Source organism: Pseudomonas sp. P110(2024), assembly GCF_057480795.1.
In genome coordinates, this window is record NZ_JBLIYT010000016.1 from 25,847 (window position 1) to 39,604 (window position 13,758).

Genomic DNA, 13,758 nt, shown 5'->3' on the forward strand with positions numbered 1-13,758 from the left:
CAGGATCGGGGGGCACGACCATGCGTATGATCGCCTTGGCGTTTTTGCTGTGCATGGCCAGTTACAGCGAAGCGGCGCAGATGCCGCTTTCGGTTTTGCCGGGGGGCGCGGTGATCTACAAGCCCATCCAGAGCATTCGCGAGCGCAAGTTCGCCGACCTGGTGCAACAGAAGACCGATTTCAGTTGCGGCGCCGCGGCGCTGGCAACCATCCTGCGCCAGGCCTACTGGCTGGACGTGGACGAACACACGATCATCGAGGGCATGCTGGCCCACGCCGACCAGGAACTGGTCAAGGTCCAGGGTTTCTCGATGCTCGACATGAAACGCTACGTGGAAAGCCTCGGCATGCGAGCCCGCGGCTACCGGGTCGCCGCCGACACCCTGAGCAGCGTGCGCATCCCCGTGGTGGTGCTGATGGACATCCGTGGCTACAAGCACTTCGTGGTCCTGCAACGGGTCGACAAGGGCTGGGTCTACATCGGCGACCCGGTGCTCGGCCACAAACGCTACAAGGTCGAAGACTTCCTCAAGGGCTGGAACGGCATCATCTTCGCCGTGATCGGCCAGGGCTACGACAAGACCAATGCCTTGCTCGACCCGCCCCTGCCACTGAGCGCCAAGGATCGCATCAATTCCTTCACCCCGGTCAAGGACGCCGAACTGATGGACTTCGGCTTCATTCGCAGCGACTTCTTCTAACGATAATCGAGCGCAACGCGTCGGGAGCATCCCATGAAGACTGCAGCCTGGCTTACCCTGATCTGCCTGGCCACCGCCTTGCCCATCCAGGCAGAGACGTTCAAGCCCATTGAACTGAAGGATCAGGAGTTGGCGAACCTGCGCGGTCGCTATGTGTTGCCAGGGCGCATCATCAGCTTCGGCGTGGTGATGACCAGCACTTGGCAGAACGCCAACGGCGATGTCATCGGCGCCAGGACCTCGATGCAGGTGCAACAGTCGACCATCAAGCCGCAGTTCTATGTGTCCATGATCGACGAGAAAGGCACCGGCTCGTCCAGCGCCAAGGGCACCGGCACCATTACCGGTGGCGCAGGCCTGAACACCACCGTCGGCGTAACTCAGGTCGTGCGCGCGGCCGGGGACAACAACACGGCCAACAACAACGTCGACATCAGCGTCACCAAGGCCAACCAGGTGCCCGAAACGCCGCAGCAAGGCCAACTGCTTGCCGCCGGTTCCACACTGGTCGGCAGCAACGCTGCCGGCTCCCTGAGCGTCTCTGCGAGCGGAACGGGCGTGCAGCTGAACGTGGTGGCCAACAACAACCAGGGCAGCACCCTGCAGCAGATCGCCCAAGGCGGCTTGATGCAAAACGCCACGCTGCTCGGCAGCGGCAACCAGGTCAGCAACCTCACCTCGCTGAACGTCGTGCTGCGCGACCATGTGCCCGCCGCCGCGCTGAACGGCAATCTTGACCAGCTCAAAGGTCTTCGCGCACTCGGATACTGATCTACGCTGAGTCTCATCTTTGTAGTCAGAAGGGACGGCTAACCCATGCAACGATCGTTGACGTTCAGAGCTGTAGTTTGTTTGAGTACATTGGCCCCTGCGACAATGCTTTACGCAGCTCCGGACCCTCAGGTCGAGGCACTGAAGCAAGAACTGCGCGAGCTGAAACAACGTTACGAAGCCCAGCAGAATGCCTTGATGGTGCTTGAGCAGCGCGTCCGTCAAGTCGAGGAAACCCCGGCGGCACCCCCGCCCAAGCGACTCACCAAGTCACCCTCGACACCGGCCAAAGGCGCGCAGACCGTGGCTTCCGGTGCTCCGGGGAGCAGTGGCAGCTCCTACGGCCAGTCGCTCAAGGATGATTCGGAACCTGCGCAAAGCGTTTCCAACCTGTATGACGAGGCCAGTGGATTCTTCGGTGGCGGCAAGTTCAGCGTCGAGACCGGGATTACCTACACGCACTACGATACCCGTGCGCTGACGCTCAATGGTTTCCTCGCCCTCGACTCGATCTTCCTCGGCAACATCAACCTCGACCGGATCAAGGCGGACAACTGGACCCTGGACCTGACCGCCCGCTACAACGTGGATCAACGCTGGCAGTTCGATATTAACGTACCCATCGTTTATCGCGAATCGACCTATTCCTCCGGCGGCGCCGGTGGTGCCGGGCCGGTCACCTCCGATGCAACGGTCACCCGCGACCCGACCATCGGCGACGTCAACGTTGGCGTGGCCTACAAGTTCCTCGACGAGTCGGAGAACCTGCCCGACGCAGTCGTCACCCTGCGGGTCAAAGCCCCTACCGGCAAGGACCCCTATGGCATCAAGCTGGTCGAAGACCCTACCAACAACAACCTGTCGGTGCCCGAGAGCCTGCCGACCGGCAACGGCGTCTGGGCGATCACGCCGGGTATCTCGCTGGTCAAGACCTTCGACCCGGCCGTGCTGTTCGCCAGCCTGTCCTACACCTACAACATGCAGGATTCGTTCAGCGACATCAGCCCCCAGGTCAACAGCAAGGTCAAAGGTGACGTGAAACTGGGTGACTCCTGGCAGATCGGCGGCGGTATCGCCTTTGCCCTGAACGAACGGATGAGCATGTCGTTCTCGGTCACCGACCAGTTTGCCCGCAAGAGCAAGATCAAGCCCGATGGCGGCGACTGGCAGTCGATCACCAACAGCGACTACAACGCCGCCAACTTCAACGTCGGCCTGACCTTCGCCGCCACCGACAACCTGACCATCGTCCCCAACCTGTCCATCGGACTGACCGAGGATGCACCGGACTTTTCGTTCAGCCTGAAATTCCCCTACTACTTCTGAGCCACCAACCGGGCCCGATCCAGGGCCCGGGATTTGGTTACCGGTTTTGTAGCGTCCAACTTTCCCGGCATCGGCCTGTTATCATCGCGCACAGTTTTGTGACGACTTAATGGCAATAAGGAAAGTTTCGTGAACAACCTGCTCGGTCACCCTCGCGCCCGCCTTGCCACGCTGGCAATCCTGGTGCTGGTGATTCCGCTGACCGCGCGCACCCTGCTGGGCTGGTCCAACCCCTTCGGCTACCTATCGGACCTCGCCATCGGCAGCCTGCTTTTGCTGCTTGCCCATCGTCGCTCCTGGTGGCTGGCCTTGCCGCTGCTGTTGGCCTGGGGTGGCCTGTGGGTGGCATCCGCCGAGCTGGTCAGTGCCGTCGGCCGATTGCCCACGGTCGACGACCTGGCCTATCTGGTCGACCCGCAGTTCATGGAGAACTCCACCGCCGGCGCCCTCGCCCATGCCTGGCTGCCTGCCCTGCTGGTCGCAGGCCTTGGCATATGGCTGACGAGCGTATGGCGGTCGCCTGCCGGCGCACCCTTGCCACGGTGTCTCTGGGCCGTGCCTGTGGCGCTGTTCGGCCTGCACTGGGGCGGCCAGCAACTGGCGCCCTCGGACGCCGACCAGTGGCGACAGTACGGCCTCACCCACCAGGCGCTGTCGGCAGCAATGGGCAAGTTACAGCATCAGGCCCTGCGTGGCATGGGCCATGTGCCGGCTGTCACGGCGCTGTCCAGCGCCGGCCTGACCCAATCCGACCTCAATGGCGCCAAGCTGCTCGACGCCCCGGGCAAGGCGCGCAACCTGCTGATCATCACCGTCGAGGGCATCCCCGGCGCCTACCTGCGCCCCAACCGCGAGGCACTCGGCAGCCGCTTCCAACAGGAGCTGATGCCGCGGCTCAGCCAGTGGGCCGAGCGCGGCATGAACACCCCTGACTATGTGCTGCACACCCACCAGACCATTCGCGGGCTCTACGCGATGCTCTGCGGCGACTACGACAAGCTGGCCAACGGCACGCCCAAGGGCGTCGAACTGCTGACCCAGCAGCAGCGCAACCAGGCGTGCCTGCCGGCCCAACTGCGCGAGGCCGGCTTCGCCACCCATTACCTGCAGGGCGCTGGGCTGCGCTTCATGGCCAAGGACCGAATCATGCCGCATATCGGCTTCGACGCGGTGCATGGCCAAGAGTGGTTCGCCAACGACAACTACCTGGAATTCCCCTGGGGCAAGGACGACCGCGCCTTTTTCGAAGGCGCGCTCGACTATGTCGGCGAGCTGCGCAAGCAACCACAACCCTGGATGCTCACCCTGCTCACGGTCGGCACTCACCAGCCCTACTCGGCGCCTGATGCCTATCTGCAACGCTTCGATACGCCCAAGCAGGCCGCAGTGGCCTACCTTGACGATGCACTGGGTGGCTTCCTCGACAGCCTCGAGAAACAGGGCGTGCTGCAAGACACCCTGGTGATCGTCACCTCGGACGAGTCGCACGGCATCGATGGCGTGCGCCTGGCCTCGGCCTGGGGCTTCAACCTCACACTGGCGCCGGAGCAGGCCCAGCTACCCAGGCTCAAGCAGGGCACCTACGGCCACATTGACCTGAGCACCTCCCTGCTCGACTATTTCGCCCTGCCGATTCCGGCAGCCCTGGGCGGACGCTCGCTGTACCGCGACTACGACAGCGGCCGCGAGATGATCTCCTACACCAACGGCATGCTGCGCTACCACGACGGCCAGGGCACCCTCAGCGAGTGCGACTTCCAGCAACGCTGTCGGCGCTATGCCAGCAGTGGATTCATTGCGGACCAGGCCCAGTTCCTTGGCCGTGGCGAGGACAGCCTAGGACCGCAACTCAATCTGCTGGCCGCCAACCTCGACCAGTCGCTGCTGCAGACCCCGCTCAACCTGCGCTACCAGTTCGGTGGGCCCTCGCCCATCGCCTTGGCTGAGCGCATCAAGGATGACTGGGCGGACAACCTGATCGGCGCGCAATACCTGGAGATGCCCGAGGGGTCGCGTACCCGTGTGCGACTGAAGGTGCGGGCGCTGGATCCCCGGCATGCGGCGTATATCCGCCTCAAGGCCAAGGAACTGGAGCAGGACGTGCAGCTCGGGCTGCCCGAAGAGATCCGCGTGACGGCTGATGAACCGTTGGAAATGGCGTTCGACTTCGACAACCCAACCGTGCGCAAGGCGTTTTCCTTCCATCTGCTGGGGTATGGCGGGGGCGAGGTGGAAGTCAGCGATTTCAGCGTGATTACCGCGCTGCCAGATGAGCCGGAGATGGTGGATGAGCTGGCGGACGGGCATCTTGCCCAGTCGAGCTGAGGTCAGCTAGCGAATCTGGTGCTTGTGCAACAGCCGATAGAACGTTGGCCTGGAAACGCCCAACACCTTGGCCGCGATGCTCAGGTTGTCGCTGTGCCGGTTCAGCACATCGCACAGCGCCTGTCGCTCAGCCCGATGCTTGTAGTCCTCCAGCGTGCCCAGCGGCTGGTCCTGCTCCTGCAGCTCCTGCAGGCCCAGGTCCTGCGCCTCGATCTGCCGGCCCTCGGCCAGCACCAGGCCGCGGCGCACCCGGTTGGCCAGCTCACGAACATTGCCGGGCCAATCGTGGCGCCCCATGGCCGCCAAGGCGCCCTCGCTGAACGAGCGCGGCCGGCGCCCCGTCTCGGCGCTGTAGAACTGGGAAAAATGGCTCGCCAGCATCGACAGGTCGCCATGCCGGTCACGTAGCGGCGCGGTCACCACCTGCAGGACATTGAGCCGGTAGTACAGGTCCTCGCGAAAGCGTGCCAGCGCAATGGCCTTCTCCAAGTCCACGTGCGTCGCCGCCAATACCCTGACGTCCACCGCGATGGGCTGATTGCCCCCTACCCGCTCGATGTGCTTCTCCTGTAGAAATCGCAGGAGATTGGCCTGCAACTCCAACGGCAGGTCACCGATCTCATCAAGGAACAGGGTGCCACCATTGGCCGCCTCGATACGCCCCACCTTGCGCTGGTGCGCCCCGGTGAACGCGCCTTTTTCATGGCCGAACAACTCGGACTGGATCAGGTGCTCGGGGATGGCGCCGCAGTTGATGGCGATGAACGGTTTGTCGCGCCGTTGCGATTGTCGATGCAAGGTACGCGCCACCAACTCCTTACCCGTGCCGCTTTCACCCCGGATCAACACCGGCGATTCGGTCGGCGCCAGCTTGCCCAGCAACTTGCGCAGCTCACGGATCGGACGGCTCTCTCCAAGCAGTTCGTGTTCGGGCTCGTCCACCCGCACCGTGCCCTTGCCGCGCAGCCGCGCCATGCCGAAGGCGCGGCCCAGGGTAACCTGCACTCGCGAGACGTCGAACGGCAGGGTGTGGAAATCGAAAAACCACTCGCAGACGAAATCGCCGACATTCTGCAGGCGCAATTCTTCGGCGCTGAGCACGGCGATCCATTCGGTGTTGCTGCGCTTGATCAGGTCCTTGACCGCCTCGGGGTGCAGCAGGTGCGAGGCTTGCAGTCGTACCAGGCCCACATCGCAGGGCTGCTCCATCGCAGCCTCGAGCGTGCAACTTCGCACATCCCAGCCGACGCTGCGCAGGCCCGGCAAGAGGCGGTGGCAATCATCGCAGGGGTCGACGATCAGCAAGCGGCGCAGGGATGCGGTATCGAGCATGACCTTTCCTTGGCGCCAGATTTTGGTTTTTTATCTATAAACAGTCAGTTGCGACGCCCGAATTAACAGTAGCAATGAACTTGACGCTCCCCACTACCGTTGGTCAGCCCGGTAAGAACTGCGCATGCCACGCCGGGAATTTTCCAACTCGATTACCGTCTTATGCGCGATGGACAGGTAGGGAAACATCGCCGATTTAAAAAATTTTCAACGGTCATGTGACTTGAACCCTGACCTGGAGCATCAGTACGAATAACCCCGCGCTGTACACTTTTGTGGAATAACACCGCGGCACTTTATTTCGCTGTTTGGGACCATGAGAGAGACCGAACCATGAACGCCCCGCTCCGTGTCAACGAAGCACTGCTGATCGCCGACCACGCCTTCGAACCCTTCCAGTGCGTAGCCTGGGATGCCCCTAACGGTACTGGTGAACTGAGCCTGGCAGTGATCGACCGGACCAGCACCCGTATCGGCAGCAAGCAAGTGTCCTCGCGCGTCTATTCCGACCCCGCGCAATGGGCCAGCCTGATCGAGGAAGTGCGCGCCGAACTGTCCGGCAAAGGTTACGACCTGCAACCCTGGTCGATGCCGAAGTAAAAGAGCACGGTACTGCAAGTGCGTGGCCACCACGCACTTGTGCAAGTTTCCCCACATTCGGGGATAACTTGGTCAATTGCGACATCCTGTCGCAGTTACATCCTTATTTGATCACCGCGAACTGCTCGATATGCCGATAGTCGGCCTGCAGTTGTTCGGCAAGTTGGCGTGCCCGGCCAATGCGCACCGCCGCTGTTTCCATATCCACCAGCAATGTGCTGCAAGGTAGCGGTTGCAACGCCGCACCCTGTTGCAGGCGGCCATCAGTCAACACCAGGCAGCGCTGGGTTTCATGGGGAAAGCGCTTGCGCCGGGCCAACAACCACTGACGTGCCTCCTCCAGTGCCGCCGGCAACGGTGTACCACCGCCCGCCCCCAGCGCCTGCAACCAGGGCTGTAACGCCGCCGAGGCTTTCAGGCCATGGCGTTGCCATTGCGGTCGGTTGCCACTGGCTGTCAGCAAGGCCAGCCGTGCACGCTGACGGTAGGCCTCATCGAACAACCCGGCCAGCAGCCCCTTGGCCTGGGCCAGTGCCTGATTGCGCCGGGTCGACGCCGAGGCATCGACGATCACCAGCCACAATTCCGGCGCCAGGGCTTGGCGCTGCTGCCAACACAAGTCGCGGCGCTGGCGTGGCCGGCCCTTGAGCAAAGTCGCCAACCAGGCGATACGCCCGCTATCGCTGGTGCGCGGGCGGCCCCGGGAAGACCCCGTCAAATGGCCGACGCGAGGCCTGGCATCCGCCACCCGATCATGGCGCGAGCGGATGCTCAGGGCTTTTTTGCCCAGTTCGGCACCTCGCGCCGAGCCCCCGTGGCCACCGGCTGGGCAGGCAATGCCCCCCAGTCGCCCTGACCGCCCGGCGCCTCCTGCGCACTCGCCTGCCCGCCAGCCGACGTGGCCTGGGGTGGCGGCGCCTCGGTGCGGCGCCGATGACGCAGGGCAAACTCGGCAACCGCCTGCACATCCGCCTCCTCGATCACCGCGTTACCCCGCCAGGCGGCATGGGCCCGCGCTGCGCGCAACCAGACCAAGTCGGCGCGCAGGCCGTCCACGCCAGCGGCGAAGCAGCGTTCGGTAATCCAGGCCAGGGCCTGGTCGTCCAGGGCGATCGATGCCAAGCGCTCACGCGCCGACCGACAGCGCTCGCGCAACGCCGCCTGCTGCTCGGCCCACAGTTCGCAGAACGCCTGCGGATCGCTGTCGAAGGCCAGCCGGCGCCGAATGATCTGCTGACGCGCCTGCGGCGCTGGCAAACCTTCCAGGGCCACGTTGAGGCCAAAACGGTCGAGCAACTGCGGACGCAGCTCGCCCTCCTCCGGGTTCATGGTGCCGATCAGCACGAAGCGGGCGGCATGCCGATGGGAAATGCCGTCGCGCTCGATGCGGTTGGTGCCGCTGGCGGCCACATCCAGCAGCAGGTCCACCAGGGGATCGGGCAACAGGTTGACTTCATCGACGTACAACACCCCACCGTCAGCATGGGCCAGCACGCCCGGCGAGAACCGTGCCTGGCCCTGGCCGAGGGCGGCATCCAGGTCGAGGGTGCCAACCAGGCGCTCCTCGGTGGCTCCCAGCGGCAGGGTCACGAACGGACCGTCGCCAAGCAGATCGGCCAAGCCCCGGGCCAGGGTGCTCTTGGCCATGCCACGCGGGCCTTCGATCAGCACGCCGCCGATCTTCGGGTCGATGGCGGTCAGGCACAGGGCCAGCTTGAGGTCGTCGGCGCCAACCACGGCGGCCAGGGGGAATTGCACGGGTTCACTCATGTTCAGCTGTCTTCCTCGCCGGCGAGCAACTGCTGCTCGAGGCTTTCACGATAGTCGCCCGGCTCCTGCCACAACCCGCGCTGCTGGGCTTCCAGCAGGCGTTCGGTGAGGTCGCGCAGGGCTTCGGGGTTGTGCTCGCGCATGAAATCGCGGGTGGTCGGGTCGAGCACATAGGCATCGGCCAGCCCTTGGTAATGATGATCGTCGATCAGGTGGGTGGTGGCGTCGAAGGCGAACAGGTTGTCGACCGTGGCCGCCAGCTCGAACGCGCCTTTATAGCCGTGACGCTTGGCACCGTCGATCCACTTGGGGTTGAGCGCCCGGGCACGGATCACCCGGTTGAGTTCTTCCTTGAGGGTGCGCACCCGGGGCCGGTCGGCCTGGCTGTGGTCGCCGTGGTAGCTGGCCCGCGAGGTGCCGGCCAGGGTTTCGGCAGCCGCCAGCATGCCGCCTTGAAACTGGTAGTAATCGTTGGAGTCAAGCAGGTCGTGCTCGTGGTTGTCCTGGTTCTGCAGCACCGCCTGGACCTGGGCCAGGCGCTGGACGAACGCGGCGCGGGCCGGGGTGCCTTCGTCAGCGACGCCGTAGGCGTAGCCACCATGGTTGAGGTAGACCTCGGCCAGATCGTCGCGACTGTGCCACAGGCGACCATCGATAGCGTTCTGCACACCCGCCCCGTAGGCGCCAGGTTTGGCACCAAACACCCGCCAACCGGCCTGTCGCGCTGCCTGCTCGGCCTCGACTCCGGCCTCGAGCAGCGCTTGGCGCTCGGCGCGCACCCGCGCGGCCAGTGGATTCTGGTCGTCCGGTTCGTCCAGCGCCGCCACCGCCTGCACGGCGGCGTCGAACAGGCGGATCAGGTTGCCGAAGGCATCGCGGAAAAAGCCCGATACCCGCAGCGTCACGTCCACCCGCGGCCGGTCGAGCAGGCTCAGCGGCAGGATCTCGAAGTCATCGACCCGTTGGCTGCCGGTGGCCCACACCGGGCGCACGCCCATCAGCGCCATGGCCTGGGCGATATCGTCGCCGCCGGTGCGCATGGTCGCCGTGCCCCACACCGACAGGCCCAACTGGCGCAGGTGATCGCCGTGATCCTGCAGATGGCGCTCAAGGATCAGGTTGGCCGAGGCGAACCCCAGGCGCCAGGCCGTGGCGGTGGGCAGGTTGCGCACATCGACGGTATAGAAGTTGCGCCCGGTGGGCAGCACGTCCAGGCGGCCGCGGCTGGGCGCGCCGCTGGGCCCGGCCGGGACGAAACGCCCGGCCAGGGCCGCCAGCAGGCCATCGATCTCGGCGCCGCCGCAGGCATCGAGGTCGGGCGCGACCTGCTCGATGAGCGTGCGCAGCACCGCGCGCACCGCCTCCCATTGCGCCTCGTCCGGCAGCGCCACCGTGCCCATCAAGGCCTGCTCGATCAATGACAACGCCAGCAACTCCAGGCGCTCGCGAGTATCGCCACAGGTTCGCCAGAGGCTGGCGTCGAGTTGCGTCAGCAGGTTCGGGCGCGGCCCTTCCCAGGCCTGCCCCAGGTCGCAATCCAGCGGATCGAAGCCCAGCGCCAACGCCTTGGCCAGCTCGCGGATCAGGCTGGCGTTACCGCCCCTGCCATCGCCCCGCGCCACCCGCAGCAACGCCAGCAGCGTATCGCTGCGCAAACGCCCCTGCGGCGACTGGCCGAACACGTGCAGGCCGTCGCGGATCTGCGATTCCTTCAGGTCGCACAGGTAGGTGTCCAGCCGCGGCAGCCAGACCGCCGCGTCCTCCATCTGGCCTTCGAGCTGCAGTTCGCGGTCGATATGGTGGGTCTTGACCAGTTCGAGGATGTCACGTTGCAGCTCGCGGGCACGGCGTGGGTCGAGCAACTGCGCCTCGTAGTATTCATCGGCCAGTTGCTCCAGGTGGCGCAGCGGGCCGTAGGTCTCGGCACGGGTCAACGGCGGCATCAGGTGGTCGATGATGACCGCCTGGGTGCGGCGCTTGGCCTGGGCGCCCTCGCCCGGGTCGTTGACGATGAATGGGTAGATGTTGGGCAACGGGCCGAGCAAGGCATCCGGCCAGCACTCGGCGGACAGGCCCACGCCCTTGCCCGGCAGCCATTCCAGGTTGCCATGCTTGCCCACATGAATCACCGCGTCGGCGGCATAGCCGTTGCGCAGCCAGAAGTGAAACGCCAGGTAGCCATGGGGCGGCACCAGGTCCGGGTCGTGGTATACGGCGCTGTGGTCCACCTGGTAGCCCCGCGCCGGCTGGATGCCGACGAAGGTCAGGCCGTAGCGCAGGCCGGCAACCATCATGCGCCCACTGCGGAACATCGGGTCCTGCTCGGGCGGCCCCCAGCGCTCCAGCACGGCGCGTTGGTTGGTCTCGGGCAAGGCGGCAAAAGCGCGCTGGTAGTCGGCCAGGGCCAGGCTCTGGGCGCAGGGGCGCTGGTCGAGATGGTCGAGGTCGTTGGTGACCCCGCCGAGCAACTGGTGAATCAGCTCAGTGCCGGTTTCAGGCAGGCCAGCCACTGGGTAACCCTGCGCCTGCAGGGCCTCAAGGATATTGAGCGCCGCGCCCGGCGTGTCCAGGCCGACGCCATTGCCGATGCGCCCGTCGCGGGTCGGGTAGTTGGCCAGCACCAGGGCCACGCGCTTTTCCTGGTTGTCCAGGCGCGCCAGGGTCACCCAGCGCCGTGCCAGTTCGGCGACGAAGTCCATGCGTTCGGGGTGGGCCCGGTAGCAGACCACATCGGACTGGCTGCGCTCGCTGCGCCAGGCCAGGTCCTTGAAACTCACCGGCCGGGTGATGATACGCCCGTCCAGTTCCGGCAAGGCGATGTGCATCGCCAGGTCGCGGGCGCCCAGGCCCTGCTCGCTCTGCTCCCAGCCAGGTTGGTTGTCCTGGGCGCAGATCGCCTGCAGCACCGGCACATCGCGGCGCAGCGGACGCAGGTTGGGTTGCTCGGGGCTGGACAGGGCGAAGCCTGTGGTGTTGATCACCACCTCGGCCTGCACCTCGTCGAGCCAAGCCTCGACCTGGTCCAGGCAGGCGCGTTCCTTTAGGCTGGCCACGGCAATGGGCAAAGGATTCAGCCCGCAGGCCTGCAGGCGCTGGCAGAACACATCGATGAACGCCGTGTTGGCCGCCTGCAGGTGCGAACGGTAGAACAGCAACGGCGCCACCGGATGCTCCGGATTCCACTCGGCGTACCAGTCCTCCAGGCGCGCCGTGGCCTTGGCCGGGTGATAGACCGCCGTGCGCGGCAAGGGCTGCGGCTCATCCCATGGGTAATCACAACCCAGCCATTGGCTGGCCAGGCAGTTGAACAGGTTAACGGCGTTGGCCTTGCCGCCCTGGCGCAGGAAGTGCCAGAGGCGCTCGGCCTGTTCGCCGCGGACCGTGCCCAGGTCGGTAAGCTCAGGATCGGGGCGGTCGTCGCCGGGCACCAGGATCAGCTCGACCCCACGCTCCGCCAGTTCGACCAGTTGCTCGACACCATAGCGCCAGTAGCCGACGCCGCCATGCAGCGACACCAGGATCACCTTGGCATGGCGCAGCACCTGGTCGACATACACGTCGACCGAGGCATGGTTCTGCACCTGCATCGGGTTGGCCAGGCGCACGCTGGGAAAGTGCGCCGGCAGCTGCTCGGCGGTTTCGGCGAGCAGCGCCAGGTGTGAATCACCGCTGCAGAGGATCACCAGGTCGGCGGGGGTCTGGCCGAGGTCGGCGATGCTGTCGTCCGGCACGAAGCCGCCGGGTTGGGTCCGCAGCAGGTGCATGGATCAGGCGCCCAGGGCCTGGCGCAGGCGCGCTTCCAGCTGTGCGGCGTCCAGCGCCTGGCCGATCAGCACCAGGCGGGTGATCCGTGGTTCATCGCTACGCCAGGCGCGGTCGAAATGCTTGTCGAAGCGGGTGCCCACCCCCTGGATCAGCAGACGCATCGGCTTGCCGGGAATCGCGGCGAAGCCCTTGGCGCGCAGGATGCCGAACTCGGTGACCAGCTGGGTCAGGGCGTCGAGCAGCAGGCTCTCGTCGGACTCGGGCAGATCGATGGAGATCGAGTCGAAGGCGTCGTGGTCATGGTCGTCATGGTCATCGCCGTCGTGATGCGAGTCGTGATGGGTACGGCGACCATCGATATGCACCTCGGACTCGGCGCCCACGCCCAGCAGCACTTCCAGCGGCAGGCGGCCGCTGCTGGCCTCGATCACCTTGACCGCCGGCGGCAGTTCCTCGGCCACCTCGGCACGGACCTTGGCCAGGCCCTCGGCGTCGATCAGGTCGGCCTTGTTCAGCACCACCAGGTCGGCACTGGCCAGCTGGTCGGCGAACAGCTCGTGCAGCGGCGACTCGTGGTCGAGGTTGGGGTCGAGCTTGCGCTGGGCATCGACCTGCTCCGGGTAGGCGGCAAAGGTGCCGGCGGCCACGGCCGGGCTGTCGACCACGGTGATCACCGCGTCGACGGTGCAGGCGTTGCGGATTTCCGGCCATTGGAAGGCCTGTACCAGCGGTTTGGGCAAGGCCAGGCCGCTGGTCTCGATAAGGATGTGGTCGAGGTCGCCGCGACGGGCCACCAGCTCGCGCATCACCGGGAAGAACTCTTCCTGCACGGTGCAGCACAGACAACCGTTGGCCAGCTCATAGACGCGGCCGTTGGCCTCTTCCTCGGTGCAGCCGATGCTGCACTGCTTGAGGATCTCGCCGTCGATGCCCAGCTCGCCGAATTCGTTGACGATCACCGCGATGCGGCGGCCCTGGGCGTTGTCGAGCATATGGCGCAGCAAGGTGGTCTTGCCCGAGCCGAGGAAGCCGGTAACGATGGTGACGGGAAGCTTGGCCAGTGTTTTCATGTCGCGATGCCCTTGGCAGCAATGGCGCGGGCATGCAGGACGACAGCCACGGCCCTGCCGGCCTGGCGCGTTCGCCACCGGATCACCCCGCCCGGTTG

10 protein-coding genes are annotated in these 13,758 nt (G+C 65.3%); 5 read left to right on the forward strand and 5 right to left on the reverse strand.

The genetic code is table 11. The annotated features are described in order from the left end of the window. Window positions 1–20 precede the first annotated feature (20 nt). The 4 genes from AC25ND_RS22720 (at window position 21) to AC25ND_RS22735 (ending at window position 5,123) form a co-directional block, all read left to right on the forward strand. Entirely contained in the window at window positions 21–701 is a 681-nt protein-coding gene (locus AC25ND_RS22720) for a C39 family peptidase (RefSeq protein WP_062360316.1), read from the forward strand. A 33-nt stretch (window positions 702–734) separates the two neighbouring features. Beyond that, entirely contained in the window at window positions 735–1,472 is a 738-nt protein-coding gene (locus tag AC25ND_RS22725) for a hypothetical protein (RefSeq protein WP_028690806.1), read from the forward strand. A 45-nt stretch (window positions 1,473–1,517) separates the two neighbouring features. Further along, the gene (locus tag AC25ND_RS22730; RefSeq protein ID WP_486972403.1) at window positions 1,518–2,798 is read left to right on the forward strand and encodes a hypothetical protein; all 1,281 of its coding nucleotides are present in this window, start codon (window positions 1,518–1,520) and stop codon (window positions 2,796–2,798) included. Window positions 2,799–2,927: 129 nt separating this feature from the next. Next, on the forward strand, window positions 2,928–5,123 hold the full coding sequence (locus AC25ND_RS22735) for an LTA synthase family protein (RefSeq protein ID WP_486976595.1): 2,196 nt from the start codon (window positions 2,928–2,930) through the stop codon (window positions 5,121–5,123). A gap of 6 nt (window positions 5,124–5,129) precedes the next feature. Here the strand turns inward: AC25ND_RS22735 and AC25ND_RS22740 are convergent, their stop codons facing one another. Then, window positions 5,130–6,455, reverse strand: coding sequence for a sigma-54 dependent transcriptional regulator (locus AC25ND_RS22740; RefSeq protein WP_028690803.1), 1,326 nt, complete (start codon window positions 6,453–6,455; stop codon window positions 5,130–5,132). Window positions 6,456–6,788: 333 nt separating this feature from the next. Between AC25ND_RS22740 and AC25ND_RS22745 the strand changes: the two genes are divergently transcribed. Then, window positions 6,789–7,055 carry a hypothetical protein gene (locus tag AC25ND_RS22745; RefSeq protein WP_028690802.1) on the forward strand — a complete coding sequence of 89 codons (267 nt, stop codon included), beginning with the start codon at window positions 6,789–6,791 and terminating at the stop codon, window positions 7,053–7,055. Between the two features lie 103 nt (window positions 7,056–7,158). Here the strand turns inward: AC25ND_RS22745 and AC25ND_RS22750 are convergent, their stop codons facing one another. The 4 genes from AC25ND_RS22750 to cobW form a co-directional block, all read right to left on the reverse strand. Beyond that, window positions 7,159–7,725 carry a vWA domain-containing protein gene (locus AC25ND_RS22750; RefSeq protein ID WP_182323987.1) on the reverse strand — a complete coding sequence of 189 codons (567 nt, stop codon included), beginning with the start codon at window positions 7,723–7,725 and terminating at the stop codon, window positions 7,159–7,161. A gap of 101 nt (window positions 7,726–7,826) precedes the next feature. Next, entirely contained in the window at window positions 7,827–8,825 is a 999-nt protein-coding gene (locus AC25ND_RS22755; protein WP_062360318.1) for a magnesium chelatase ATPase subunit I, read from the reverse strand. Between the two features lie 2 nt (window positions 8,826–8,827). Further along, window positions 8,828–12,589 (reverse strand): cobaltochelatase subunit CobN, encoded by a 3,762-nt coding sequence (gene cobN / locus AC25ND_RS22760; RefSeq protein ID WP_062360320.1) that lies wholly within the window; start codon window positions 12,587–12,589, stop codon window positions 8,828–8,830. Between the two features lie 3 nt (window positions 12,590–12,592). Further along, window positions 12,593–13,660: a cobalamin biosynthesis protein CobW gene (gene cobW / locus AC25ND_RS22765; RefSeq protein ID WP_028690798.1), complete on the reverse strand. Its 1,068-nt coding sequence runs from the start codon at window positions 13,658–13,660 to the stop codon at window positions 12,593–12,595. Between the last annotated feature and the right edge of the window lie 98 nt (window positions 13,661–13,758).

Excerpts from the sequence above, each read along its gene's own strand:
- AC25ND_RS22720 (WP_062360316.1), top strand. The coding sequence starts at position 21 with ATGCGTATGATCGCCTTGGCGTTTTTGCTGTGCATGGCCAGTTACAGC.
- AC25ND_RS22725 (WP_028690806.1), top strand. The coding sequence starts at position 735 with ATGAAGACTGCAGCCTGGCTTACCCTGATCTGCCTGGCCACCGCCTTG.
- AC25ND_RS22730 (WP_486972403.1), top strand. The coding sequence starts at position 1,518 with ATGCAACGATCGTTGACGTTCAGAGCTGTAGTTTGTTTGAGTACATTG.
- AC25ND_RS22740 (WP_028690803.1), bottom strand. The coding sequence starts at position 6,455 with ATGCTCGATACCGCATCCCTGCGCCGCTTGCTGATCGTCGACCCCTGC.
- AC25ND_RS22745 (WP_028690802.1), top strand. The coding sequence starts at position 6,789 with ATGAACGCCCCGCTCCGTGTCAACGAAGCACTGCTGATCGCCGACCAC.
- AC25ND_RS22755 (WP_062360318.1), bottom strand. The coding sequence starts at position 8,825 with ATGAGTGAACCCGTGCAATTCCCCCTGGCCGCCGTGGTTGGCGCCGAC.
- cobN (WP_062360320.1), bottom strand. The coding sequence starts at position 12,589 with ATGCACCTGCTGCGGACCCAACCCGGCGGCTTCGTGCCGGACGACAGC.
- cobW (WP_028690798.1), bottom strand. The coding sequence starts at position 13,660 with ATGAAAACACTGGCCAAGCTTCCCGTCACCATCGTTACCGGCTTCCTC.